The following is a 26,326-nucleotide window of genomic DNA, read 5'->3' as shown; positions in this document are numbered from 1 at the left end:
GGTTTTTCCGCGTTTTTCGTTTGGCGCTCTGCACGTCTCGATGGCGGTGTACGCTGTCCGGATTCGACCGGTCGTCCGGCTATGGCGCATTATATAAATGTTATAACATATCATTTTGCATCGAGCAGGAGAGATATCATGAAAACGCGCGCCGCCATTGCCTAGGAGCCCAACCGCCCGCTGGAGATCGAAGAGATCGACCTGGAGGGGCCGAAAGCGGGCGAGGTGCTGGTCCGTATCGTCACCACCAGCCTCTGCCACACCGACATGTTCACGCTCTCTGGCCGCGACCCGGAGGGGCTCTTTCCCGCCGTGCTCGGCCACGAAGGCGTGGGCATGGTCGAGGAGGTAGGCCCCGGCGTTGTGTCGGTGAAGACCGGCGATCACGTGATCCCGCTCTACACCCCGGAAGATCCCAACTGCCCCTACATTCAGTCCGGTAAGACCAATCTCTGCCAGACCATTCGCGAGGCCAAGGGGCGCGGGGGCATGCCCGACGGCACCTCGCGCTTCTCCTACAAGGGCAAGATGATTCACCACTACATGGGCACCAGCACCTTCAGCGAGTACACGGTGCTGCCGGAGATCGCGGTTGCCAAAATCGCCAAGGAGGCGCCGCTGGCCAAGGCGAGCGTCATGGGCTGCGCCGTGCCGACCGGCATGGGCGCGGTGCGCAACACCGCGAAAGTGACGCCCGGGGCGAGCGTGGCGGTATTCGACCTCGGCGCGGTCGACATGGCGGTGATCCAGGGCGCGAAGATGGTCGGCGCCGGGCGTATCATCGGTATCGATACCAACCCCAACAAGTTCGCCCTGGCCCGCGACATGGGCGTGACCGAGTGCGTCAATCCGAAGGACTTCAGCCAGCCGATCCAGGAGGTGCTCGTCGAAATGACCAACGGCGGCGTCGACTTCTCGTTCGAGTGCATCGGCAACGTCATGCGCGCCGCGCTCGAGTGCTGCCACAAGGGCTGGGGCGAGTGCACGGTGATCGGCGTGGCCGGCGCCGGCGAGGAGATCGCCACACGGCCTTTCCAGCTGGTGACCGGGCGCGTCTGGCGCGGCTCTGCGTTTGGCGGCGTGCTGGGCCGCAGCCAGCTCCCCGGCATGGTCGACGAGTGGCTGCGCGGCGACTTCGACCCCTACATCACCCACAACATGACCCACGACCAGATCAACACCGCCTTCGATCTGCTGCACGCAGGCAAGTCGATCCGCTCGGTGATCCACTTTCAGCCCGGCGAGACCATGCAGCCGGAGGGGCTTACGGGCAAGACCGTGCCCACGAAATAACTCTGTCCAAACAAGGTCAAGCCGCTATTCTGAGTAGCGGCTTTCAGCCTTCTCGCTGAAGCATTTATACTTTCGCAGCCATCTTACCCGAATTTATATTTAAATTATCTGTGGGGCATGAGCCCTAGACGATACGTCAAATAGTTCAAAATTGGAGCATTAAGTAAATGGCAAAGCGGGTTTGCCTTGTAACCATCCCCTAAAATCGGTACATGCGTCATTAGAGTTCTCCGGCCTACAATGAGGCAAATGGAGAGCGACATGAAGAAATCACGGTACAGCGAGTCACAAATCGTCAAAATTCTGAAGGAGGTTGAGAGCGGTCGACTGGTCAAGGAAGTCTGCCGTGAGTACGGCATTTCCGAGGCGAGCTACTACAACTGGAAGTCTAAATACTGCGGCATGGAAGCCTCTGATGTGAAGCGTCTCAAGGAGCTTGAAGAAGAAAACCGCCGGCTGAAGCAGAGGTATGCCGAGCTGAGTCTGGATCACAAGTTGCTGAAGGATGTGATCGAAAAAAGCTGTAAAGCCAGCCGTTCGACGAGAATGGGTTGATTACCTCAAGCAGGCGCATGGTGTCAGCATCCGCAGAGCCTGTCGAATCGCTGGCATCAGTGACTCTGTGTACCGGTATCGGCCCAATACTTTCCGTGATGAACCGGTGATTACAGTGCTTCAAAGCGCCACTCACCGCTATCCCGCCTACGGATTCAGTAAACTGTTCAAGGCGCTGCGACGCTTGGGGCATGGATGGAATCACAAGCGGGTCCACCGGCTGTATTGTGCACTCAACCTGAATAAACGACGACGGGGCAAGAAACGGCTCCCGACACGAACCCCGGCGCCATTGAGCGTACCAGCTACCGTTAATCGATGCTGGTCGATGGATTGCATGAGCGACAGTCTGTTCTGTGGTCGCCGGTTCCGGACGTTTAATGTGGTGGACGGCTTTAACCGGGAGGTGCTGGCTATCGAGATTGACCTGAATCTACCAGCACCAGGGGTCATACGGGTTCTGGAACGCATTATCGCCTGGCGAGGCTACCCGACCAAACGACGCATGGATAATGGCCCGGAATTCATTTCGCTTGCCCTGGCAGATTGGGCTCAGCAACGCAGTATTGAGCTGGCGTTTATCAAGCGGGGCACACCAACTCAGAACTCGTATGTTGAGCGCTTCAATCGGACTTATCGGGATGAGATCCTGAATATGTATGTCTTCCGGAACCTCACCGAAGTCCGAGAACTGACAGAATCCTGGATGACGGAATACAACGATGAGCGTCCCCACGATTCACTGGAAGACCTGACACCATGGGAATACCTGGCGAAACATCAACAGGCGGAAAACTCTAATCAGCGATGCCACTAAAACCGGGATGTTTACAGAATGGACGATGCCCGCTAAAGCGCTCAAGCTCACCCCAAAATCCCTGAGTGCCACCCGAAAGCGGAAACTGTACCGTGACCATGTCCACGGCATTGCCTTTCGTGTGCTTGGCGCCGTGTTTGTGCGTTTGCCCTCTGTTCAAGAAGCGCGGGTATCCGGATATCGTCAGGTGGTCGATCCCGCCACGGGTGGTACCCGCGATCATTACCTTTACAGCATCAAGGTCACCCGAGCGCAGTGGAACCGAATCCACTTTGATCAGCTGGCGCAGGTCGATCCTGTTGCGGCGGTAGAGGCGTTTACACTCCGCCGTGACATGACCAAAACCGGCATCTTTCGTGATATTGAACCGTTTAAGCTGGTTTAAATCGCCTCTCGCCAATACCGAATCGACGTTTCAGAGACTACTCCCTGCTGGGTGCCGATCTTGATGACGGCTTGCTGAAAGGTGTGGGCTAGGTCGGGCTGGTGGCACAAGGCTAACGACCGAATCATCCGTGTGATGCGTAAATGGTTATGGCCACCCGCTTTTAGCCAAATATGGGTTTGTATTGCCAGCGTTGGTTGAGCGACGATATCGCTCCCATCCCGAGCGAGGCCAAAAAAGTCGAGCATCACCTCAAGTGAGCGCTGCTGATGCTGGCGCATAACGTCACTTCTCTCAAACGCAGCCTGTACCGTGGGCGTCAGCAAGGGAGCAAAGGCGTTAAAACGACCCGCCTCAGGGATAGGGAACAGCCACTGAATATAGTCGTGGGTGTGCTCCAGCCAAAAAGGCGATAGCGCCCAAATATCTTCAAGGCACCGGCCTTTATGATCGCGGCCTTCACCGCAGTAAAACTCAATCAAGCGCTGATCATTATCCATTAAGTAGCACTCATCAGGGGTTCCATCGGGGCATATAACGCCATCTCTCGGGCATGGCGCTCGGCATTGTCATCCTGATGCGCCTCAATGCCTTCCAGCGCACGAAGGTAATAGGCGGGCAGGCCATGCTCGCTTGCCCCGGCAAGCACATGGTGCTTATCCTATGTATATGTGCGCAGACCGAGTGCGGTGAGGTTGCCGATATACGCCTGCACCTCAAACTGCCGGTCAATGGCGAGATCCGTGACGGTAAGCCAAGTGTCGTTATACGCCGCGCCCAGTCTCTCATAGCGATCGAGCGTCGGCTTGTGATGAAACGCCATTTCCCAAATGACTCCATAGACAGCGGACTGCGCTAAGGCAGGCACAATATCGCATTTGCCTGAGCCTGAGCCGTCACTGCCGCGCTGGTGAAACGCTAGGCGGTAAGCGGGCAGAAGGGCCGTGGTCACAAAGCGTGCTGGAACGCGAGCCGCTAAGCGCTGGGTTGCCATATTGGAACCGTAGGCAAAATAGAGCATGGGTACCCTTCTTGGTGTAGCAATGATAACGTCGTCGCGCTTTTCCGCATGCGGAAAAAGTGTATATCGAACCATGAGGCTTGCGGGTGTTTATGAAGTCACAGGGGATTCAGTGGCGTAGTGCGCCAGCATCTGTTCTGCGTTCGTTTTGATCGTCTCTCGCCACGAGTGAGGCACGGTGACCTTGATATTGGGTCCCATGCCCATCAACCACCACAGCGTCTGCTGATCATCCGGTACGTGGGCGGTCAGCCGATACCAGCCGTCAGTATCCGGCAACGCTTCTATCGATTGTGTGTCAGATAGCGGTGTTTCCTGTAGTAGCCACGCCACCGGCTTAGCAATCTCGGCTTCCAACACTACATCGCTAGGCCCTTGCCGATATCCAAACGCTCCACCTTTGATGTAATCATCAATGTCAAAGTCGTGCTGCTCTTGCCAGGGCTGTTGACTGAGTGTTGCCTGCTTCACGCGGTGAAGAGCGAACTGGCGCAGATCCTTAAACCCATCTACATGAGCTAACAAATAGGTGGCACTGTGGCGGCTCACAATGCCTTGAGGGTGGAGGGTAAACGTCTTTTCAGAGTGACTCGTGCGTGATAGATAAATAACGTCAACGGCTTTCTGCTCAAGGAGCGCCTGCGAGATGGTCTGCCAGGTTGCCTCGTTAATCTCAGCAGGTATCAGTGCTTTGCCGTTAGGAATGGCGCGTACCTTACGTGCCCACTGGCTAAGCCCATTAGCGCTCATGTCGTCCAGCAGTTTCCGGGCGTCAGTAAAGTGGGGCGAGAGCTGGCCGATCACTACTGGAGGCAGCAACCCCTTCAAATACTCTTCCGCTAATACTAGCGTTAGCGCACTGGGTACATCCAGCGCGGGTAGCTGGCACTGGAATTCACGATCAAAATACCAACGGTAAGGTTTTTGACTATCGTCACAGCCAATCGGAAACTGTGTAGAGAGCTTCTGGCTTAAATCCCGTTGCAGTGAACGCGTATCAATATTAAACCCTCGTTCAGCAAGCTTCTCTTTCAGCACAGGCGTCGCGATACGCCCTGGATAACGCGGGATTAGCTGCAGCATCGTGAGATAACGGAAAAGCGTATCGCGGGATTCGGACATAGTAATGCCAACCTGGGCTGTGCTAATGAAAGCGACGAGTTTAGCGTGCCTCACAAAACTTAGCGACCCGTGCTGGTAAAGCGCCGGGTTCTTTGGCTATAAGGTGTGCACGCTGCCGCCACATAGCAACGGTACTGTGGTCTATACGGGTATTGGGCAACTCATGCCATAAAGCGGCGGGGTGTATGTCTAAAGACGCCTCTACCGCAATATTGGGGTGACCTTCTAACCAGCGATACACACTCATCGCGCTGCGTCCCACGCAGACTGGAAAGAGCAAGGCATCAGCGGGGAAAGGAACGTCAAGCGCCAGGAGCAATGCATTCACCTCATGGTCACAAGCGAGATGCCAACGACGATAGTCGGCAACCAGCGGTGCGGTCAGATGACCTGCCACACAGTGCCAAATGAGGTGCGCTTGTAAAAACTGACGGGAGGTATCAGATAGTGTGGCACTGTAATCTGGGCAGATATAAAGTTGTTTGCCATCCGTGCTGGCACTATGAAAACGTGAGTCAGTGACGGGGGTAAGGGTAAGAAACTGGCTTAAAAAGCCCATGACGGGCATTTCATGTTTCCACTGCTCACGGTCAGCCAACCACTTAGCTATTTCCTGTTGGGTAGTGTCTTGAGTCGTTACACATTCGGTCATGGTCATCGTAGCGTCCACCGTCCCTGATAAGAGAGAATGAGGCTATGACGTGGTTGCGACATTATGCGTCGCATAGCCCAGCAAAACGTTCTCACGGTGGCATTATCGCGTTAGAAAAATGTGTCAAGGTAGCTGTTGGTATAAACACGCATAAGCACGCTGCCGATATAACAATGTCAGCAACAACCACTGTCGTTCGTTAAATATGAGGTCTAGAAATGAGTAGCCGTCATGCCAATCGCGCCATCCTGGTGCTTGAGTCTCCATGGGCGTTAGATGACAAAGACGCAAACCGAAGCAGTGTGCTTCCATTTGTGCAGGGAGTGGCAAAGCTAACCGGTGACACAGATGTACATCATGCCAATTTTTACGATGAGGGTAGCTTTCGCAAAGCCCTGGAGTGTCTATGTAAAGGCGAGCTTGATAGCCGTATTGTTTACATAGCTGCCCATGGTTTGGGAAAGGAGATTGCAGGCGCCCCTATGTTGAATCTGCTATGCAGCGTAGCGAATCAATCCAGACGGCATAAGATTGACGGTGTGCTCATTGGCAGTTGTTTTGTGGGTGAGCACTCCACCACCATGGAGGTTTGTATCGAAGAGTCTCGCTTGCGCTGGTGTGTCGGGTATACCGCAGCCACGAACTGGTTGGACAGTACCCTTTTGGATTGCAAGCTATTAGCAGAGCTGTCGGAACTCGAAGATAGCGACTTCTTGAAAAGTGACAAGGCGATCGATGCAATGAGCGATGCGTTAAGCTTATTTGATCCAAGCGCAGTGATTGGTGAAGATTATGATCAAAACCCAGTCGTGCTACGAGATGCCATGAGTTTTGTTTTGCAGCTTCGGGGCCAGGGGCAGCGCGCTCGTAATATTACAGACGCTGTTTGGGACGGCATTGTAAAGTAGAAGTAACGATACGCCTGTCGGCTGGTCGCCCTTCCTACGCTTCACGCTTAGGGAGGCCAGCCATAGCTGTATTGATAACGTTGCTTAGGACTGGTCTGTGAGAACCTATTTAGTGTATTCCTATGTCAATAGGCCATTTTAGAGCCTCGCTGCCACGGCTCAAATTATTTGCAGCACAGCACCTATATCCTTTCTTAGCATAGTGATAACCTCATTATTATTAATGCTTCCTCACTATTTAGCATGACAGACACAGTGCGACACGGAATGTCGGGGCTTTCGCCTACACTCCTGATACCCCTCTGGTCGCCTTTGGTTGAAACAAGGAAACAGGCATGTCAGCTCTCTACGCCCCCGGTGCACGCGTGGTCATTCGTGACTGTGAATGGATTGTGCGACGCGCAGATGCCAGTGATGACGGCGGCTATATCCTTACCGTGGATGGCTTGTCAGAACTGGTCAGTGGCAAAAGCGCCCGCTTTCTGACCAAGTTGGAAGAAGCTGAGAACGCTATTCGTGTGCTCGACCCCGCCGAAACCCGCTTAGAGCAAGACCTGACACCAGGCTTTGAAAAAAGCCGCCTGTTTATTGAAACCCAGCTGCGCCAGATCACCCCAGCAGATGACAACATTCACCTGGGCCACAAGGCCGCGATGGACCCCGTGCCGTACCAACTTGACCCCGCGCTGCAGGCGCTCAAGCAGAACCGCCAGCGTATTCTGATTGCGGATGCGGTGGGGTTAGGCAAAACCCTAGAAGCCGGCATTTTAATGACCGAGCTAATGCGACGTGGCAAAGGCAAGCGCATCCTGGTGCTCACGCTGAAAAGCATGATGACCCAGTTCCAAAAAGAGATGTGGAACCGCTTTACCATCCCGCTCACGCGGCTGGATTCTGCTGGCCTACAGCGGGTGCGCAACAATATTCCGGGTAACCACAACCCGTTTTACTACTACGACAAGTCGATTATCTCCATCGACACCCTCAAGCAAGACAACGAATACCGCCGCCACTTAGAACAAGCCTACTGGGACATCATCGTGATTGATGAAGCCCACAATGTGGCAGAGCGCGGTTCAAGCTCTCAGCGTGCCAAATTGGCTCAGCTGCTGGCAGGACGTTCAGACACCCTCATCATGCTCTCGGCCACGCCCCACGACGGCAAAGCGCGCTCGTTTGCCAGCTTGATGAACATGCTCGATCCCACGGCGATCTCCGACCCCGACGACTACGCAAAAGAAGATTTCCGCGACAAAGGCTTGGTCATTCGCCGTTTTAAGAAAGATATTCGCGACCAGGTGCAGCAAGAGTTCAAAGAGCGGGTAGTGAACGATATTTACCTGGATGCCTCGCCTCAAGAAGAAGCCGCCTATCAAGCGTTATTAGAGGTGCCTTTCACCTACAGGGGTGAGCACAGCGCCACCAAAAACGGCCAGCTAGTGCGCATTGGTTTGCAAAAATCCCTGTTTAGCTCGCCAGCAGCGGCCAAAGTGTCGGTTGAACAGCGCATTAAAAAGCTAGCAGGCCGTGGGTCTGAGCATAAGCAGATAAGCGAAGACGAACAGCATGAAATTCAATCGCTGCAATCGTTACTGTTAGCGCTGCGAAACGTCACGCCAGAAAGTTTCAATAAATACCGCGAACTGATCAAGCTGCTGAAAAGCAGCGCCTTCGGCTGGAAGAAAACCAACACTGAAGACCGTCTAGTCATCTTTTCCGAGCGCATTGAAACGCTTAACTGGCTGCACAGCCAGCTGGTGGACGATCTCAAGCTTAAAGAAGACGCCCTGCGAATACTGCACGGCGGCATGAGCGATATCGAACAGCAAGACATCGTGGAAGCCTTTGGTAAGCAGGAAAGCAAGCTGCGCGTGTTGCTATGTTCCGATGTCGCAAGCGAAGGCATCAACCTGCACTACCTGTCGCACCGGCTAGTGCATTTTGACCTGCCCTGGTCGCTGATGGTGTTCCAGCAGCGCAACGGCCGGGTAGACCGTTACGGCCAAACCGAAACACCGATCATTACCTACCTGATTAACCAGAGCGATAACCCCCAGGTGCGCGGCGACCAGCGCATTCTTGAAATCCTCAAAGAGAAAGACGAGCAGGCCTACAAGAATATCGGTGACCCCGCCACCTTTATGAAAGTGCACGATGCCGAAGCCGAAGAAGGCCTGACCATGGAGGCCATGGCCACCGGCACCGATGCCAGCGCCTTCGATGCCCAGTACCAACCCGATGCCACCAACGAAGGCGACGACCTGCTGGCGCTGTTTCTTAACCCAGAAGCCAGCACACCCAACGCAGAAGAAGCCGAACAGCACACGCATCAAAAAACCAAACAGCGCTACAGCCTGTTTGCTAGTGATTTCGCCTTTGCCCACCAAGCGTTAGAAGCCATTAACCGTGAGCGCAAGCAGGTGGCATTTAGCGCTAACCAAGAGCGGCAAACACTGACCCTAACGCCTCCGGACGACCTCGACTACCGCTTTCGCTTTTTACCGCCGGAAATTCACCCTCAAGATGGCAGCCTGATTCTCACGGCCGATAAAGCCCGCTTTGAAGACGAGATCCGCCGCAGTCGGCAGGACGAAAATGCCTGGCCCAAGCTGCACTATTTATGGCCCCAGCACCCCGCCATACAGTGGTTAGAAGATAAGCTGCTAGCCCAGGTAGCCCGCCACAGTGCGCCAGTGCTTGCCCTGCCGGATGTCCAAGCGGTTACTCAAGCGCTACAGCCGGATGAAAGCGTCTTTCTAGTCAGCGGGCTGATCCCCAACCGCAAAGCCCACCCGGTTATTTGGCAATGGTTTGCTATCCGCTGCCGCACCTCACAAGCGCAAGGCGTTATAGAGATACAAAGCGCCGAAGAGTGGCTGCAGCAGTTGCAGCTGAACAACAAACTGCCTAACCGTGCTCAGCCGATCACTTTAGCCGCATTAGAAGCCCTTCGCCCGGCAGTGATTCAGGCCGCCAACGCCGAAATGCAGCAGCGCCAGCAGGCCTACGCCACTGCCAAACAAGCAGAGCTTGCTGAACAGCTAGCGGCGCTTAACGCACTAAAAAGCCGCCAGGTTAACCAGCTAAGCCTTCAGTTAGAGCGCTCCGGCCAGGCCGAACACTTTAAAGCCGCCCGCAAGGAAGAGCGCATGAACCGCATCGAGCGGGTGTTCAGCGAGTATGAAACCTGGGTGCAAGACACCCTGACCATCGAGCCGGTGCCGTTCATTCAGATCATTGCCGTGTTTACCCGGGAAAACGACTAACCGCCCGGGTGGGCTAAGGGAGCAATACCAGATGGCCGTACAAGAAACCGTCGCCACGTTCGTAGGCTTAACCAACGACAACGAATTCTTCAGCGCGCACTACCTGGCAGAAGTATTCCAGGGCGACTTTGCCAACACCATTGAAGAGTGGAACAGCCGCGAAGACACCGCCAAACAAGCAGGCAGGGAAGACCCAAGCCCCCACCGTGGCTTGCGTAACCTAAACCAGCGCTACTTTGCCTTGCGTCACAGGCTCAAGAGCGAGCGCAGCGCCGCCGAACGTATCCGCCTGCAGCGGGAGTTCTTTCAAGCGCTGATGAGCGTGCTAGGCATACCCTATCAGCCAGAAAACCGCGAAATTGCCCCCAATGCCGAGCTACCCGTGCTCAGCGTGCTGGGCGACCAGCTCTGGGTGCTAGGGGCGCTTGATGCCAACAACGAAGGCGAAGACCCGCTCTCCCTGGAGCTGCACAGTAACCAGTTCTTCGGCCCCGGCCCGCACCACGACAAGCTGAAGAACACCAGTTGGTACAGCATCCTCAACGACGCGGTGTTCCGGCAGTCGGCACCTTGTAACGAAAACCCGCCGCGCTGGGTGCTCTTGTTGAGTGATCGCCAAGGCATTTTGATTGACCGCTACAAGTGGTCGCAAAACCGCATGCTGCGCTTTGATTGGGAAGAGATCCTAGGCCGCCGAGACGACAAAACCCTAAAAGCCACCGCCGTGCTGCTGCACCGGGAAAGCCTAGCGCCCCCTGAAAACGGTGGAAAGCAAGGCCAGTGCCGGCTAGACAGCCTGGACGAAAACAGCCACAAGCACGCCTTTGCGGTCTCCGACGACCTCAAATACGCCCTGCGTCATGCCATTGAATTGCTCGGCAACGAAGCCGCCGCGCAGCTCATCGAGCAGGCCCGCGAGCGCAAGGAAGGTATCTACAGCGGCGAAAATGCCCTAGACCCCGACCAGCTCTCCAAAGAGTGCCTGCGCACCATGTACCGCATTCTGTTTCTGTTCTACATCGAAGCGCGGCCAGAACTCGGCTACCTGCCCAGTAATGATGAAACCTGGCGCATGGGTTACAGCCTGGAAAGCCTGCGCGAGCTGGAAAGCGTGCGCCTAACCACCGAAGAGAGCCGCCGTGGCAGCTACTTCCATGAAAGCCTGCAGCGCATGTTCCGGCTCATTTACGAAGGCTACACCATTAACCGCCAAGGCAGCCTGCACGAAAGCACCGCCAACGCCTTTACGCTGCAAGGGCTGGATAGCCACCTATTCGACCCCGCCAAAACCTCGCTGCTTAACCGCGTTACTTTCAGCAATGAAACCCTGCAGCAGGTGATTCAGAGCATGTCGCTGACCCGGCCCACCAGCGGAAGAAAACGCCGTGGCCGCGTCAGCTACACCCAGCTCGGCATCAACCAACTAGGCGCGGTGTACGAAGCACTGCTCAGCTATCGCGGCTTCTTCGCCACCCAAGACCTGTTCGAAGTCGCCCCAAAAGGCCAAAACATCAACCCCGACGAACTTGATACCGGCTACTTCGTCACCCGTGAGCAGCTAGAAGAGTTCGATGACAAAGAGCGCGTGTACGACAAGGTAGACGGCAAACTCAGCCTGCGCACCCACCCCAAGGGCAAGTTTATCTATCGCATGGCCGGGCGAGACCGGGAAAAATCCGCTAGTTACTACACCCCGGAAGTGCTCACCAAAAGCTTGGTGAAGTACACCCTAAAAGAGCGCCTAACCCGGCACATTACCGCCGACCAGATTCTCAAACTGACGGTTTGCGAACCCGCCATGGGCAGCGCCGCGTTCTTGAATGAAGCCGTTAACCAGCTAGCGGAAGCCTATTTAACCCGCAAACAGCAGGAGCTGGGAGAGCGCATTCCCCATGAAGAGTACCAGCGCGAACTGCAGCGGGTAAAAATGCACATGGCCGACCACAACGTCTACGGAGTCGACCTCAACCCCATCGCGGTGGAGCTAGCGGAAGTCTCCCTGTGGCTGAACGCCCTGAGCGGCGGCCACAACGTGCCCTGGTTTGGCTACCAGCTGTTTACCGGCAACAGCCTGATTGGTGCCCGCCGCGAGGTTTACCCCGCCAGTGCGCTGAAAAAGCAGCACAAAGATGGCCTGTGGTACAACACCGCCCCGCGCCGCCTAGCGCCGAAAAGCCTGCTAGCACCAGCATCTACATCTACAGCAACCACCGGCGAAGGCGCCGTAAGCGGGCGCAAAACAAATGAAATTTATCACTTCCTGTTGCCCGACCCCGGCATGGTGGGTTACAGCGATAAAACTGCCAAACAGCTGCGGCCAGAGGCTTTCAAGAAAATTAAAGCGTGGCAAAAAGCGTTTTGCGCCCCGCTAGACGAGCAAGAAATTAAAACCCTTCAGCTACTTAGCGACGCGGTCGACCGCCTATGGCGGGAACACACCCAAATGCTGGCCAAAGACCGCAAACGCACCACCGACAGCTACTCCCTATGGGGCCAGCAGGGTGGCGACGAATACCACACCAGCACAAGGGAAAAAGACGACATTCGCACCCGGGGCATTTTCAATACCAACGCCCGCATCGCCTCGCCTTACCGCCGCCTGAAACTGGCCATGGACTACTGGTGCGCCCTCTGGTTCTGGCCGCTGGATAACGTCGACCAACTGCCAGACCGGCAGAAATGGCTGTTCGACCTGAACACCATCCTCAACAGCGCCGGCACCTTTGATTTCGCCCCGGCCCAGGAAAACCTGCTGGAGAACACGGCTACCCCTGAAGACCTGTTCGCCAAACCGGTAGACGACCTGTTCGCCGCCGACGAACCCCAGCAAAGCCTGCGTGCCGAAAGCCGTCCTGAAACAAAAGCCGCCCGGGAAGTCAGCAACCAGCGCGGTGAACTCAACCTGGAAAAACTGTTCAAAAACCCCTTCTTCGCCACCCTCAAACTGGCCAACGAGCTGGGCGAACAGTACCGCTTCTTCCACTGGGAACTGGCCTTCGCCGACATCTTCGCCAACCGCGGCGGTTTCGACATCACCCTGGGTAACCCGCCCTGGCGCAAAGTGGAATGGCAGGAAGGCGGCATCCTCGGCGACCACAACCCCGCCTTTGTGCTGCACAAACTCAGCGCCAAGCAACTGACCGACGAGCGGGAAGCGGCATTCGAACGCAGCCCACAACTGCAGCAGGCATGGTTTGCGGAGCTGGCGGAAGCGGAAGGTTCGCAAGCGTTTTTGAACGCCACCCAGAACTACCCACAGCTCGCCGGGCAAAAGGCCAACCTGTACAAATGCTTCCTTCCCCGTGCCTGGGCCAATGTGAACGGGCAGGGCGTGAGTGGCTTTTTGCATCCGGAAGGGATTTATGACGATCCCAAGGGTGGGGCGTTCCGGCAGGAGGTGTATCGGCGTTTGCGGGCACATTTCCAGTACGCTAATGAAGTGAAGCTGTTCGCTGAGGTGGATAACCACACACGCTACAGCCAGAACATTTATGGGCCGGTCGGAGAGGCTAAGTTTTACAACATATCCAACCTGTTCGTGCCGCAGACGATCGACTATTCATTTAGTCATGACGGGCAGGGGCCGGTTCCGGGCATCAAGGAAGAAGTCGAGCTTCCGGATGGACGAGTTAAAGTGAAATGGGGATTTGACGGCCACCGCGACCGCATCATCGAAGTCGGCCAGCATGAACTGGCCCTGTTCGCCCAGCTCTACGACGAAGCCGGCACCGACGCTCTGGAAGCCCGCCTGCCGGCGTTACACGCCCGCCAGTTAATGGCGGTACTGGATAAATTCGCTGCCCAGCCCCGACGGCTGGGAGACTTGAAAGGGCAGTACTACTCCACGCAGCATTGGAACGAAGTGAACGCCCAGCAGGATGGCACCATCAGTAGAGAAACTGAGTTCCCGGAAACGCCGGAGCAATGGATACTCTCCGGCCCCCATTTCTTCGTCGGCAACCCATTTTTCAAAAATCCTCGGCCGGGATGCAAAAGTAACAAGGATTACGACAACCTCGACCTGCAAGCCCTGCCGGACGACTACCTGCCGCGCACCAACTACATCCCCGCCTGCGATCCCGCTACCTACCGCGACCGCACCCCGCGCGTGCCCTGGATGGAAGAGGGCGAGCATCGGGCGCGGTTGGTGACGGAGTATTATCGGTTGGTTAACCGGGAAATGATTGGCCCATCATCTGAGCGGACACTTATCACCACGATTATTCCCAAGGGTGCGGCGCACATTAACACCTGCCTGTGTTCCGCATTCAAATCCGAGCAAACCATGCTGGATTACTTCAGCATGACGCTATCGGTGGTATTGGATTACCGCGTAAAAAGTACCGGTATGGGGCACGCGAACACCTCCCTGATTAACCAGCTGCCGGTGCTAACGGACGACCGGGTACGTAATGCGCTGCATGTTCGTGCGCTGGCATTGGTGAGCATCACCAACCACTACGCCGACTTCTGGCAATCCAACTGGCAAGACAGCTTCCGCCAACAACCCTGGGCCACCCGCGAACCCATCGCCGCGCTGCCGAATGGCTTCTTCGCCAAACTCACCCCTGAGTGGCATCGCCATAACGCCCTGCGCACTGACTACGCCCGCCGCCAGGCCCTAGTAGAAATCGACGTCCTCGTCGCCCAGGCCCTCGGCCTCACGTTGGAAGAACTGCTCACCATCTACCGCGTCCAGTTCCCCGTGATGCGCCAGAACGAAGCCGAAACCTTCTACGACCAAACCGGCCGCATCGTCTTCACCCCCAGCAAGGGCCTGGTCGGTGTAGGACTGCCCCGCAAAGCCAAACCTGCAGAGCTAAAAGAAGGTACCACTTACAGCGCCAGCAGCTCGCAACTTACGACACACAATGTCGCACTGGGATGGGAAGATATCCAACACCTGACCGAAGGCACGATAAGAAAAACTTACTTAGACGATACTCTGCCGGGGGGCCCTTCAGAGCGCACGGTGGAATACACAGCCCCATTCTTCCGGCCAGATAGGGAAGAAGATTACCGTGTGGCGTGGGAGATTTTCGAACAGATAGGCAGGTTATGAAATGCACAATTGAGCCACTGTTCAAGGCCTTAAAATAAAACCTAAGTTGATATTAATGAACAAGGGATATGCATGAGCGACGCGATTATCAATATTCTGGTAGTAGGTAAGTCCGGCGCTGGAAAAAGCTCTTTCTGTAATTACATTTTTGGCGATCACGTGTTTGCGACCGGGAATGGCCGACCGGTTACAGGCTGGGACGAGCACTTTCTCTCCAGTTCCGCACCTTACGAAGAGTTTGTGCTGAATCTATTCGACACCGTAGGTATCGAGGCAAATAACTTGGCCAAGTGGGAAGAGCGTCTCAACGAGTTTCTGGCTGAAAGAGCCCCCTCATCTAAGACGATGCCTCAAAATTGGATGCATTCAGCTATTTATGTGCTTAATGCGGCGGCGGCACGTATCGAAGGCGTAGAGCTCAGGCTGATAAGAAAGCTCAGATCTGCGAAGCTTCCGGTGCAAATAGTGCTTACTATGTGTGACAAAGCGAAGCCTGAAGAAATTCAGGACATGAAATCTTATCTGGAGCGCAATTTTCCTGGCACGAGGGTGACCGAAGTCTGTTCTGTTGCTGTGAGGAAGCGCTCTGGAATGAGCGATAGATTCGGCCGAGAAGCGACACTTGATGAGCTTGTTAGCGGACTTGATACCGAATTAGCTGGGACGTTGATAGAGGCCGTATGTGATCGTTTGCAGGCAGAGATAAAAGAAATGGAAAGAAAGCATGTAAGTGCGATTCAAGCGCTGGATCAGAGCTTATTCGACATCATAATGCGCTTTTTTCAGAGCAGAGATGATATCGCTTTAGCCGAATTTCCTGACTTTGATGTTAGTGGGATGTTGGGTAACGAGTCTGAGCCGTTTGAGCAGCTTAATGAATCCATCGATAGTTTCCTACGTGCTTTAGGAACCAAATCGCGTGCCAAAATTACCACAAACGAACTTGTAACACATATCCGGAGTAGTGTTGACCGGGCGATGGCTAAGGCAAATTTAGCTTTAAAAGAAAAAGTTAATGAAGAAGTTAATGCACTCGACAGCGAGGATTTCTGGACTGTCGTGGCCGCAGTTGGAAAACGTATGGTAGGTTTTCAATCTTTCATGAAAGGTGAGATGGCTATTGTCTTGGATGTTGCGCAAAAAGAGCTTGATGCTCAGCGCGCTGCAGCACACCAAGTAATATCATTTATGGACTCTAGGAGGTCTGTATGACCCAGGAAGAATCTTTGCAAGCCGAATTTGATAGTCAACTCAATGATATAGCCAAGGTTAATCTGATGCTGGTGGGCGGTACTGGCGTTGGGAAAAGCAGCTTAATTAACCGGGTATTAGGCGAAGAGCTTGCCGCGGTCGGGGCAGGAAGGCCAGTTACCAGGGGGTGCCAACGGTTCGAGAAAGATAACTTGCCTGTTGTCGTTTATGACAGCGAAGGTTATGAAATTGTTGATGGCGCTATCAACAACGATAACTTTAAATCAGTTGTCTTGGCAGAGATTGATCGTCTTGCCAAGCTTAGCCTGTCGAATCAAATACACCTTTTCTGGTACTGCATTTCGATCAATAGTCATCGAATCACTGAATATGATCTAATGAATTTGAAGCAGCTCGTCCAGAGGGATGCGAAGGTTGCTATTGTATTAACGCAATGTGATGGCGACGAGCTTGACGAAAATGATCAGGGTAAGGTTGCTGCAGCGTTCAAGAAAGAGCTCAAAGATGCGGGTTTTGATAGTCCAGTCTTTGAGACATCCACATCAATCGAAGATGATCTGGACCTGGGGGCGCTTCTGGATTGGAGTGCGGAAAGCCTGCCAGCAGATAAATTGAAAGATGCCTTTGTAGGCGCGCAAAAAAGCAATATCCCACTGAAAGAGAAACAAGCCAGACACGCCATTCTAATGGCGGCAGCTTCGGCTGCAGGCGCTGCAGGACTAAATCCGATACCAATGTCAGACTCTGTCGCCCTATTGCCCATCCAGCTAGCCCTTGCAGCCCGTCTAGCCAATATTTATGGCTTTAACGCTCTCGATGCTGGTGCTATGGCATTGCTGAAAACCCAAATATTGGCGCTGCTGGGCCGTCAATTGGCAGCAAGCCTTACCAAGCTCATACCTGTTCTGGGGCAGGTAGTTAATGCTGGTGTTGCAAGTGCCATCACTGCCGGTTTTGGCTATGGCCTAAATGCAGTCTTCAAGTCTGCATACGTCACCTTGCTCGACACCGGAAAGTTGCCTGACTGGGCCGAATTATTCAAACATCTAGATCTTCTAACTATGGTCAGGAGGGAAAATGAAAAGCAGAAGTTGTAAGTTGATCATCCGCGATACCCGTTGATTACGCTTCCATGACTGAGCACATGACGCGCCGAACGGTCGCATCCTTTATAAAACAAAGAGACTGCTATGATTCCCGGCCTATTAGCCAGTGAAGTCGCTGCCGCGCTATGTGAATTTATTGTTACTGGCTTTGAGACCGAAACCGCCCCATTTAAAGGTGAATTTCAGCGTCTAGTAGAAGAGCAGCAGGGCGGCGAGGCGTTTATTAAAGGCCCGTATATTTCGATGGGTTTGCCGTTCTTAACTGGCTCAGCGGGCCGGAATTTTTTTAAGGGGTTTGAAACCGAGTTTCCTCCTTATGCCCACCAAGAGCAGGCGTGGCAGCGGTTGACCTCCGACAGGCAAGCGGCCAACACTCTGGTTGCGACTGGTACGGGCTCCGGTAAAACTGAATGTTTTATGTACCCGGTGCTGGATCACTGCCACCGGGGGCGGGGCGATGGTGTCAAGGCCATCGTCATTTATCCGATGAATGCGTTGGCCACCGATCAAGCCAAGCGGTTTGCCAAAGAAGTTCACCAACAAGCAGCGCTGAAAGGCCTACGGGTAGGGTTGTTTGTAGGCGGCGATGGGCAGGGCAGCAAGGTAATGGGGCCAGAGCAGGTGATTACGGATAAAGACACCCTGCGCAACAGCCCGCCTGATGTCCTGCTTACCAACTATAAAATGTTGGACTACCTGCTGATGCGTCCCAAAGATCAGGCGTTATGGGCACACAATGGGCCTGATACGCTGCGCTATTTAGTGGTGGATGAGTTACATACCTTTGATGGCGCCCAAGGGACAGACCTCTCTTTGTTGATCCGCCGTTTACGTGCTCGCTTCGGTATGCAGCCCGAGCAGCTCATTTGTGTGGGTACATCCGCCACGCTAGGTGGTGGTGATAGTGCGAAAGGCCTGCTCTCTTACGCGGGGGATATCTTCTCCAGCCCGTTTGGGCGTGACTCGGTGATTGCGGAGCAGCGTATGAGCGATACCGAGTTTTTGGAGAACATCGCGTTTTTGAACCTGAACCCCGACATTGGCCCGGAAGAGCTGCAGGCGGCCCTGCAAGAGGGGCTGGATGCGTATTTGCATACTGCGTATCAACTGTTTTTCAGTAAAGCGCCTGAAGAGGCATTATCTGCCGAGTTAGGGCGCAGAATATTAGGGAGTGAATTAAAACAGCATGGTCAGCTTGCCAACTTGCTGCGTCAAATAAAGCTGGGCACCGGTACCCCTGCCTTTCATGAGCTGGTAAGCAAGTTGGCAGCTCAAGTACCGCAGCGTTTTGCCCGACAGCCTGCACAGGCATTGTTGGCGCTGCTATCGTTAGTGGCCCATGCGAGAGATCAGGTTGGGCGGCCCTTTGTGCAACTGCGTATGCAGCTGTGGTCGCGGGAGCTACGGCGGATTGTGGGTACGCTGCGTGAGCCTGAGGTGGCGGCTGCTACCTCCATTTCAGAAAGGGAGGCGCCTGAAAAATATGAACAGGTGTCGGAATACCCGCCACTGTTATCGTTTGGTGACGACCAGCCGCCTAAAGATCAACCTCAGGTGCGCTTGCCGTTGGTGCAGTGCCGCGAGTGTCATGGTACTGCGTGGTTAACCCGAATGGAGGGAGGCGCTGTAACAGACGATGTGGTGGAAACGGCGCTTCAGGCCATTTATTCCAGCTTCTTTAGCCACCATGCAGAAACCACGTTGCTGCTGCCGTGGCAGCAAGGTGAAAAGCAGTCACCTGCAGGCAAGGTGCTGCATGATTTTAAGGTGTGCCGCCAATGCGGCAAAACAGCAGCGGCGGGCTGTGCCGGTGCATGTAAAGGGTGCCAGGCAGGTAATGAAGCGTTAGTGCGGGTGAGCAAACCTCATCAGCTGAAGGAGGTCACCCGTGGCACGGTCAATCGTGTGGTTCATGAGCACGACTGCCCCTACTGTGCGGCCAAGTCGTCGCTGGTTGTGTTTGGGGCACGGGCGGCTAGCCTTAGCGCGGTGGCGATTCATCAGTTGTTCAGCAGCCGTGATAATGATGACCGTAAGCTGCTAACGTTCAGCGATTCGGTGCAGGATGCCACCCATCGCGCAGGGTTCTTCGCGGCGCGTACCTGGCAAAATAATGTGCGAATGGCGCTTACCCAATTGCTGGAAAGCCAACCTGAGCCGTTACCTATTTTGCAGCTGCCAGAGCAGTTTGAAGCGTTCTGGCTGAACCATGCTGAGCAACAAGGGCGGCTAACACTGCCTTATTATCTACGCGAGTTTATGCCCCCCGATCAGCGCTTTAGCGCTGATTTTGAGCACTTCGAGCAAACCGGTGAGGTGAAGTCGCCAGAGCGTCTGCTACCGCTAATTCGTCAGCGTATGTTGTGGCAGCTATTGGAAGATTTGGCTTGGCGCGCTCAGGTGGGGCGGTCGCTTAATCGGCTCGGTATCGCGGCGCTAGATTGGCCGTTAGCACCGATTGAGCAAGCGGCTGCTCACTGGGCTGAAGTGGCTGATAATACCTTGGGCTATCGAATCGACCGTGCGGCGGCGGTGGGTTTAATGATGGGCTTGATGCAGCACCTGGTGGCGCTGGGGGCTGTCGGCTTGGAGGATTTACGCTATTACCGTGAAAAGTCGGGCACGGCGTATTTGCTCAAGTTTTTGAACTATGTGCCTCCTTTGGGGCCTGGCTCGCCAAGGCCTCAATATCCAGCTACTGCGAACGGTGAAGGGTACGAGCCGCTCTCCCATAGCACAAACGTGCCTTCATGGTACGAGCGTTGGTTAGCATGCTTAAACCCCGATGCACTTGTTGACAAAAAACAGCGTGAGCAAGTGATAGTGGCTGCGTTGGATTCGCTCTGCGCGACGGGGCTTGTGCAGCAAGAGCACAATGAGCGTGGTGTGACGCTATGGGCATTAAACCCCGAGCAGCTGGCAATTACATGCAATATCCAAGCAGTCGAATGCCCAGGGTACCGGCTTTTGCATGTGCCCGCAGATCATGCGGCTCTTTGGTTAGGGTTGCCACTGCTTAATGCGTCTGACCCGCGGCGTGTATACGAGCATACGCGGCCGCTGCGTGATTCGCTCTATCGCACGCTTTTCCGGCATGGTGAAATTCATCGGGTAATTGCCCATGAGCATACCGGCCTGCTGGCCAGCAGTGACCGCACTCGGGTAGAAAACAGCTTTATCAAAGGCGATAAGCCCTGGGAATATAACCTGCTTTCCGCGACGCCAACGCTTGAAATGGGGATTGATATTGGCGATCTTTCCAGCGTTTTGCTGTGTTCAGTGCCGCCTGCGCAAGCCAATTATTTGCAGCGGGTAGGCCGTGGGGGACGCCGGGATGGCAATTCATTTGTATTGACCGTGGCGAATGGCCGCCCTCACGACTTGGTGTTTTATGCCGACCCAAGCCGAATGTTGGATACTCCTGTTGAACCCCCTGCGGTTTTCTTAAAAGCGCGCCATGTTTTGCGCCGCCAGCTGTTAGCTTACGCGATGGACTGCTGGACGCGCGGGGCAAAAGGGGAAAATGTCGTGCCTTCGGGGATGCAGCCAGTCTTGGATGCCGTCGAGAAGACACAGCAAGATCGTTTCCCGTACACACTGTTGAACTTTATTGAGCACAACATGCAGGAGGTGTGGGATGGTTTTGTCAGGCATGTGGCAACTGAATTAAGCGATGAAGACCAAGAACTCTTGCGCCAATACTTGTTTGGTGGCCCGCAGCATAGTGAAGACCACCTGCGGCTCTATGTGTTGAATCGGCTCAGAGTCGTCGCTGATGAGCGCCAGCGAATGGCCGATACCATTAAAGAGTTGGATAAGCAGTTGGAAAAACTGCGTAAGCAGCCCCAAGACGAGCATACCCAAGCAGAAATAGTGGAGTTAGAGCGGGAAGCAGCCGGCTACCGGGGTATGCGTATCCGTATGAATAAGCGCGAAACGCTGAATTTCTTTACCGATGAAGGCTTGTTGCCGAATTATGCGTTTCCTGAGGAGGGTGCAACGCTTCACTCGGTGATTTTTCGCTCTGATAAAGCTGTCGCCGCCAGCGGCGCCGAGCGTGAGTTCATCAAGCGTGAATATGAGTACCAGCGACCTGCCCAGGCGGCACTCACAGAGCTGGCGCCTGAGTCGGTATTTTATGCGGGTAACCGCCGAGTTACGGTAAGCCGCGTAGAAACGGCTAAGGGGCGTAATATTCAAGATTGGCGTTTCTGCCCCCGCTGCCACTACTCCGCCCCGGCGGATGATCCTAGTGCAGGGTTTAACAGTAAAACCTGTCCCCGTTGCCACACTACTCAGTGGGGTGACCAAAGCGCTCGTACCAAAATGCTGAAAATGACTCAGGTATATGCGTTCACCAATGCTAAAGATGCCCAGTTGGATGACCGTTCTGATGATCGCGAGCCGGTGTTTTTCAATAAACAGATGTTAATTGACTTTGCACCGTCAGATATTGCGATTACTTGGGTGTTGGATGATAAAGATAAGCCCTTTGGTTTTGAGTTCATCCGGGCGGCTAACTTCTTGGAGGTGAATTTTGGCCGACGAGAAGGCGAGGAGATGTATTTTGATGTGGCTGGTGAGCATATCCAGCGGGCTGGTTTTCCAATTTGCCGAGAGTGCGGCTCGGTACAAACCAAAGCGGCAGCGGCCGGTAAAAAAGAGGCTGAGCATCTAAAATCGTGCCGTTATTCCCGTGGCCCTAAAAAATTAGCGAGCGGTAAAGAAGATAGCGGTATCGAAAATTGCTTATATCTTTACCGGCGTTTTACCTCGGAAGGTTTGCGTATTTTGCTTCCCAGGTTGGCAACAGGAGGAACAGAGGAGCAGGTGAACTCCTTTGTGGCGGCGCTACAGCTGGGTTTAAAACGTCGTTTTGGAGGCAAAGTTGACCACTTGCGGGTGGCGTACCAAAGCGAGCCGATAGGGGAAACTGATGAGCGTCGGCACTTTATTGTGCTGTATGACTCAGTGCCTGGCGGTACGGGCTATTTACATGAGCTGCTAAGCCGAGCGGACAACATGCAGGCGGTGTTTCAGATGGCTTATGAAGTCATGGAGCGCTGTGACTGTTACGACAACACGATGGATGGCTGTTACCGCTGTTTGCTGGAGTATCGCAATGCCTATGGCATGGAAAGTACCAGTAAAGCGCTGGCGCTGGAAATGCTAAAGGATATTGTGAAAGGCGGCCATCAGTGGGTTAAAAACGAAGAGTCTTTGAGTGCTTTGGGTGGCAACCCATGGATAGATAGTGAACTAGAAGCGCGTTTCCCAGAAGCTCTGGCGCGTTTTTCCGGTGCGCCCTGCGTAGCTGAGCGCAAGGTGCGAGTATCTCAGGATGTGGTGCGTGGTAAGCATGGTTATCGGTTAACCATTGGCGAGGTGGGCTATGAGCTGGAACCGCAGGTAGATCTGGGGGCTGCGGAAGGCGTTCAGTTTGCTAGCCGCCCAGATTTTGTGATGTGGCCCGTGCGTAGCGAGCTCGCGCCGGTGGCTATTTTCCTGGATGGCTACCAATACCATGTTCACGCTGTTAGCAATGACCTGCTTAAACGCCAAGCGCTGATTCATGCTGGTTTTGTGGTGTGGTCGCTAAATTGGTACGACATCAATAGCGTTCTGGGCGATAAAGCGATGGATGTACCCCTACCGGCAGGAATGACCTCTCCTGAGCATAATCATCAAGCGATAGCGGGGCTGGCCAAGGTGGCGGGGGTTAGCAATGCTGCTGAACATTTGAGTCAAACGACTTTCGAGCTACTGCTGCATTTCCTTTGTGAACAGAATATGGATGCCCTAGCGAAGCAGGCATTACTGTTTCTATTCCAGTGTTTGCCTGGTAAATCCCTGGCTGACCCTGCTATTAAACAGCAGGTACAAGATAACCTAAGTGGGCTACCTGCTTCGTTTACTGATTTAACACCTGAGCCAGTCGCGCTAGCAGGCAGTGTAACGCTGTTAGATCAGTCCGGCCCAGCCACGCTAACGCTGGAGGTGGTGGCAGCGAAAACACTGTTAACGTCAGCAGATGTAGCCAGTGCCTTGGTGACGCTTGGTTATGATATGCACAACAGCAGTGAAGAGGCTGCCCGGTATCAGTGGCAGCGATTGTGGACAGCGTTTAATTTTCTGCAGTTCTTGCCAGTGTTCTACGCATGGATGCCAGAATCAAAAAACAGTGGTATCGCTGCGGGCCTACTTTGGCCACCACAGCAGCTATCTTCAGCGGATGCTTCTTCCTGCCAGTACCCTGAATGGTTCACGCTGCTAGATGAGCCCCTCGCAACCGCCCTCAAAAGCCACAATATCGTATGGCCAGCGCAGGCGAGAGTCGCAGAGGAGCTAACAGCCGGAGAGTTCGATGAGGTAGTGGGGGAGGTAGAGTTGCAATTTGACGTTTACAAGGTCGCACTGCTGTTAGAAGAACTAGAAGATCAAGCCGCTGCAAGGCCTTACTTGGAAGCGGAGGGTTGGCATATTTGCACGTCTGCCGATGCGTTGGCAGCCACCTTACTTGAATTGGACTCAGGAGCTTGAAATGGTCAGCGTAGCCTTCTCTGAAAAGTATTTTGAAAGCTTGCTAAAGCTCACACCTAACGAGCAGAGCCAGGCAAACAAAGCAGTGATGCTGTTTCAGCAAGACCCTCAGCATGGTGGGTTGCATTATGAACGCCTGACCGCTTTTAAAGATAACAAGCTGCGTTCCATACGTGCCAATCAAGATGTACGCATAATTTTGGCTGCTGCTGAAAAAGAAAACCTTTATCTGATGCTGTATGTAGACCACCACGAACCGGCGTATACGTGGGCGTCAAAGCGCAAGGTAGAAGTGAACCCCAATACTGGTAGCTTGCAGATGTTTACGGTGGAGGAGGGGGTATTAGAGCCGCCTGCTCATCAGCCTGCAGCGCCGGTGGCGGCTGGCTTATTTGATGCTATCCGTGACCGGCAATTAATGCAGCTAGGTGTGCCGGAAGAAACAATCCCGCTAATACGTAGCATGAAAATTGAAGCAGACCTTGAGACTGCCCGCGTTAACGATCAGCTTCCGCCCGATGCTTATGAGGGGCTGTTTATGTTAATGGCCGGAGCGAGTTTTGAAGAGGCGTATCAAGAAACCGTGCCTGCAGCACCTGACAGCGTGGATACGGACGACTTTAGTGCTGCGCTAGCACGTCCTGAGTCTCGGGCGCACTTTGCAGTGGCAGAGAATGAGCAGGCGCTGCAAGAAGTGCTTAACCAGTCGCTGGAGAAATGGCGCGTCTTTTTACATCCCGCCCAGCGTCGCTTAGCGAATGGCGATAAAAATGGCCCTGTACGTGTGTTAGGTGGGGCGGGTACTGGCAAAACGGTGGTGGCGATGCACCGTGCTAAGTGGTTAGCAGAACGGCTTGTGGAGCAGTCGGAAGCCAGTGAAAGCCATGTGCTATTCACCACGTTTACCCGCAATTTAGCGACTGATATTCAGCAGAACCTAAATAAAATATGCTCTCAGGACGTATTGAAGCGCGTTGAAGTCGTCAATCTTGATGCCTGGGTGGTGAGCTTTCTCAAAAAGCTAGGCTACGACTACGGTTTGCTGATGGACGCTAAAGAAGAAAACAGACTGTGGAATGACGCTTATTCCGAGAAGCCTGCCAGCTCTGATCTGACGCTGGCATTTTTTAAAGAAGAGTGGTCTAGAGTGGTTCAGCCCCAGTCTGTCACGACGCTTGATGCCTATAAAAAAGCGTCGCGCCTAGGGCGTGGTACGCGCTTAAACCGCCAGCAACGCGTGGAAATTTGGCCTGTCTTTGAGCGCTATCGTCATCTATTGGCCAGTAATCATCTTAAAGAAGCAGATGACGCTTATCGTGATGCTCGCAAGCTCTTGGAAGCGAACCCTGACCTGCGGCCATCCATCAGCTCCGTCATTGTTGATGAGGCGCAGGATATGGGCACTCAGGCGTTTATGCTACTGAGGGCTTTAGTGCCTGAAGGAAAAAACGACCTGTTTATGGTAGGTGACGGGCATCAGCGTATTTACGGTAAAAACAAAGTTGTACTGGGCCAGTGCGGTATTAATATTCGCGGCCGCAGTGCGCGGTTAAAAGTGAATTACCGCACCACCGATGAGACGCGTCAACTGGCGGTGAGCGTGTTGGAAGGCGTGGCTGTTGATGACTTAGATGGCGGTGAAGATACTCAGGCGTTTTATCACTCTTTGATGCACGGCCCTGCGCCAGAAATACGCTGCTTCGATAGCATGGACGAGCAAGCTGAGGCGATATTAGCGTCTATGGAGGGCAACACGTTAGCGCCAGAGACCTGCTGTGTGATTGCGCGAACGCGTAAAGAGGTCACAGAACTAAAGCATGCGTTGGAAAGTCGTCAACAGCGATGTCATTTATTGGACGGTCGTAGCACGCGCACGCCAGATGGTGCGCTTAACCTTGCCACTATGCACCGAGTAAAAGGCCTTGAGTTTGATGCTGTATTCATCGCCTCGGTTAATCGTGGACTACTTCCGCTCGATTTTGTAATGAGCGCTGCCGCAGATGCTGTTACCCGCCGCCAGCGAGAGAACGAAGAGCGGGCTTTGGTGTATGTCAGCCTTACGCGCGCACGAAAACTGGCCTTTGTATATGGTTATGAGCAAATGAGTGAGTGGTTTAGCGCAGGGTTTTAATAAGTCGCATTAAATACAGGCTGAAAAATTGTTCCCTCAGACAAATGCTGCTCGACACGGGCAGCTTCTAATATTTCTCGCTCTGAGGGATAGTGCCGCAATAGTCTCTTTGCTTCTACGCGTACGCCTTCAGGAAGGTGTCTACTCTGGCTAAGTTCGGCCAGGAATTTGTGAGTTTGGATAATGGCGCGTGTGCGCTCACTTGGAGTGGTCATAGAATTTACTCCTGATGAAAAAAACCACCACAAGTAATTAT

The 26,326-nt window shown here is 54.0% G+C and carries 15 protein-coding genes; 10 read left to right on the top strand and 5 right to left on the bottom strand.

Annotation, left to right across the window (positions count from 1 at the left end; all coding sequences use genetic code 11):
* Positions 1–180: 180 nt before the first annotated feature.
* The 3 genes from OCT39_RS15000 (at position 181) to OCT39_RS14990 (ending at position 3,050) form a co-directional block, all read left to right on the top strand.
* The gene (locus OCT39_RS15000) at positions 181–1,293 is read left to right on the top strand and encodes an S-(hydroxymethyl)glutathione dehydrogenase/class III alcohol dehydrogenase (protein ID WP_263587352.1); all 1,113 of its coding nucleotides are present in this window, start codon (positions 181–183) and stop codon (positions 1,291–1,293) included.
* Positions 1,294–1,554: 261 nt separating this feature from the next.
* Positions 1,555–2,665 (top strand): IS3 family transposase gene (locus OCT39_RS14995; protein WP_263585253.1). Its coding sequence is split into 2 segments (ribosomal slippage): positions 1,555–1,808 and positions 1,807–2,665, totalling 1,113 coding nucleotides; the frame shifts between segments, so codons are not numbered across the junction.
* Positions 2,666–2,690: 25 nt separating this feature from the next.
* Positions 2,691–3,050, top strand: coding sequence for a hypothetical protein (locus OCT39_RS14990; RefSeq protein WP_263585252.1), 360 nt, complete (start codon positions 2,691–2,693; stop codon positions 3,048–3,050).
* Here OCT39_RS14990 and OCT39_RS14985 read toward each other — a convergent pair.
* The 4 genes from OCT39_RS14985 to OCT39_RS14970 all read right to left on the bottom strand — a co-directional run bounded on the left by OCT39_RS14985 (position 3,047) and on the right by OCT39_RS14970 (position 5,851).
* The gene (locus tag OCT39_RS14985; protein ID WP_263585251.1) at positions 3,047–3,550 is read right to left on the bottom strand and encodes an opioid growth factor receptor-related protein; all 504 of its coding nucleotides are present in this window, start codon (positions 3,548–3,550) and stop codon (positions 3,047–3,049) included. The genes OCT39_RS14990 and OCT39_RS14985 overlap by 4 nt on opposite strands.
* Positions 3,551–3,711: 161 nt before the next feature.
* Positions 3,712–4,071, bottom strand: coding sequence for a gamma-glutamylcyclotransferase family protein (locus OCT39_RS14980; protein ID WP_263585250.1), 360 nt, complete (start codon positions 4,069–4,071; stop codon positions 3,712–3,714).
* 90 nt (positions 4,072–4,161) lie between these two features.
* Positions 4,162–5,193 (bottom strand): helix-turn-helix transcriptional regulator, encoded by a 1,032-nt coding sequence (locus OCT39_RS14975; RefSeq protein ID WP_263585249.1) that lies wholly within the window; start codon positions 5,191–5,193, stop codon positions 4,162–4,164.
* Positions 5,194–5,233: 40 nt separating this feature from the next.
* A complete protein-coding gene (locus OCT39_RS14970; protein WP_263585248.1) occupies positions 5,234–5,851 on the bottom strand; it encodes a DUF2201 family putative metallopeptidase in 618 nt (205 codons plus the stop codon).
* A 212-nt stretch (positions 5,852–6,063) separates the two neighbouring features.
* Between OCT39_RS14970 and OCT39_RS14965 the strand changes: the two genes are divergently transcribed.
* From OCT39_RS14965 to OCT39_RS14935, 7 genes are all read left to right on the top strand, one after another.
* A complete protein-coding gene (locus OCT39_RS14965; RefSeq protein ID WP_263585247.1) occupies positions 6,064–6,753 on the top strand; it encodes a hypothetical protein in 690 nt (229 codons plus the stop codon).
* Between the two features lie 335 nt (positions 6,754–7,088).
* Positions 7,089–10,019: a DEAD/DEAH box helicase gene (locus tag OCT39_RS14960; RefSeq protein WP_263585246.1), complete on the top strand. Its 2,931-nt coding sequence runs from the start codon at positions 7,089–7,091 to the stop codon at positions 10,017–10,019.
* 31 nt (positions 10,020–10,050) lie between these two features.
* Positions 10,051–15,081 (top strand): Eco57I restriction-modification methylase domain-containing protein, encoded by a 5,031-nt coding sequence (locus tag OCT39_RS14955; RefSeq protein WP_263585245.1) that lies wholly within the window; start codon positions 10,051–10,053, stop codon positions 15,079–15,081.
* A gap of 72 nt (positions 15,082–15,153) precedes the next feature.
* A complete protein-coding gene (locus tag OCT39_RS14950; protein ID WP_263585244.1) occupies positions 15,154–16,293 on the top strand; it encodes a GTPase in 1,140 nt (379 codons plus the stop codon).
* On the top strand, positions 16,290–17,390 hold the full coding sequence (locus tag OCT39_RS14945; RefSeq protein WP_263585243.1) for a GTP-binding DUF697 domain-containing protein: 1,101 nt from the start codon (positions 16,290–16,292) through the stop codon (positions 17,388–17,390). The genes OCT39_RS14950 and OCT39_RS14945 overlap by 4 nt, the downstream gene beginning before the upstream one ends.
* Positions 17,391–17,483: 93 nt before the next feature.
* Positions 17,484–23,939, top strand: coding sequence for a DEAD/DEAH box helicase (locus OCT39_RS14940; RefSeq protein WP_263585242.1), 6,456 nt, complete (start codon positions 17,484–17,486; stop codon positions 23,937–23,939).
* A gap of 1 nt (position 23,940) precedes the next feature.
* On the top strand, positions 23,941–26,070 hold the full coding sequence (locus tag OCT39_RS14935) for a UvrD-helicase domain-containing protein (RefSeq protein ID WP_263585241.1): 2,130 nt from the start codon (positions 23,941–23,943) through the stop codon (positions 26,068–26,070).
* Here OCT39_RS14935 and OCT39_RS17450 read toward each other — a convergent pair.
* Positions 26,067–26,285 (bottom strand): BPSL0761 family protein, encoded by a 219-nt coding sequence (locus OCT39_RS17450; protein ID WP_172515350.1) that lies wholly within the window; start codon positions 26,283–26,285, stop codon positions 26,067–26,069. The two genes, OCT39_RS14935 and OCT39_RS17450, sit on opposite strands and share 4 nt — an antisense overlap.
* Between the last annotated feature and the right edge of the window lie 41 nt (positions 26,286–26,326).

The organism is Halomonas sp. GD1P12 (assembly GCF_025725645.1).
In the GTDB taxonomy this organism is placed as follows: domain Bacteria; phylum Pseudomonadota; class Gammaproteobacteria; order Pseudomonadales; family Halomonadaceae; genus Vreelandella.
The sequence above is the reverse complement of the archived record's forward strand: the minus strand, read 5'-3'. Positions and strand labels throughout refer to the sequence as shown.

Excerpts from the sequence above, each read along its gene's own strand:
- OCT39_RS14935 (WP_263585241.1), top strand. The coding sequence starts at position 23,941 with ATGGTCAGCGTAGCCTTCTCTGAAAAGTATTTTGAAAGCTTGCTAAAG.
- OCT39_RS14955 (WP_263585245.1), top strand. The coding sequence starts at position 10,051 with ATGGCCGTACAAGAAACCGTCGCCACGTTCGTAGGCTTAACCAACGAC.
- OCT39_RS14985 (WP_263585251.1), bottom strand. The coding sequence starts at position 3,550 with ATGGATAATGATCAGCGCTTGATTGAGTTTTACTGCGGTGAAGGCCGC.
- OCT39_RS14975 (WP_263585249.1), bottom strand. The coding sequence starts at position 5,193 with ATGTCCGAATCCCGCGATACGCTTTTCCGTTATCTCACGATGCTGCAG.
- OCT39_RS17450 (WP_172515350.1), bottom strand. The coding sequence starts at position 26,285 with ATGACCACTCCAAGTGAGCGCACACGCGCCATTATCCAAACTCACAAA.
- OCT39_RS14945 (WP_263585243.1), top strand. The coding sequence starts at position 16,290 with ATGACCCAGGAAGAATCTTTGCAAGCCGAATTTGATAGTCAACTCAAT.
- OCT39_RS14965 (WP_263585247.1), top strand. The coding sequence starts at position 6,064 with ATGAGTAGCCGTCATGCCAATCGCGCCATCCTGGTGCTTGAGTCTCCA.
- OCT39_RS14950 (WP_263585244.1), top strand. The coding sequence starts at position 15,154 with ATGAGCGACGCGATTATCAATATTCTGGTAGTAGGTAAGTCCGGCGCT.
- OCT39_RS14990 (WP_263585252.1), top strand. The coding sequence starts at position 2,691 with ATGCCCGCTAAAGCGCTCAAGCTCACCCCAAAATCCCTGAGTGCCACC.
- OCT39_RS14940 (WP_263585242.1), top strand. The coding sequence starts at position 17,484 with ATGATTCCCGGCCTATTAGCCAGTGAAGTCGCTGCCGCGCTATGTGAA.
- OCT39_RS14980 (WP_263585250.1), bottom strand. The coding sequence starts at position 4,071 with ATGCTCTATTTTGCCTACGGTTCCAATATGGCAACCCAGCGCTTAGCG.
- OCT39_RS14970 (WP_263585248.1), bottom strand. The coding sequence starts at position 5,851 with ATGACCATGACCGAATGTGTAACGACTCAAGACACTACCCAACAGGAA.
- OCT39_RS14960 (WP_263585246.1), top strand. The coding sequence starts at position 7,089 with ATGTCAGCTCTCTACGCCCCCGGTGCACGCGTGGTCATTCGTGACTGT.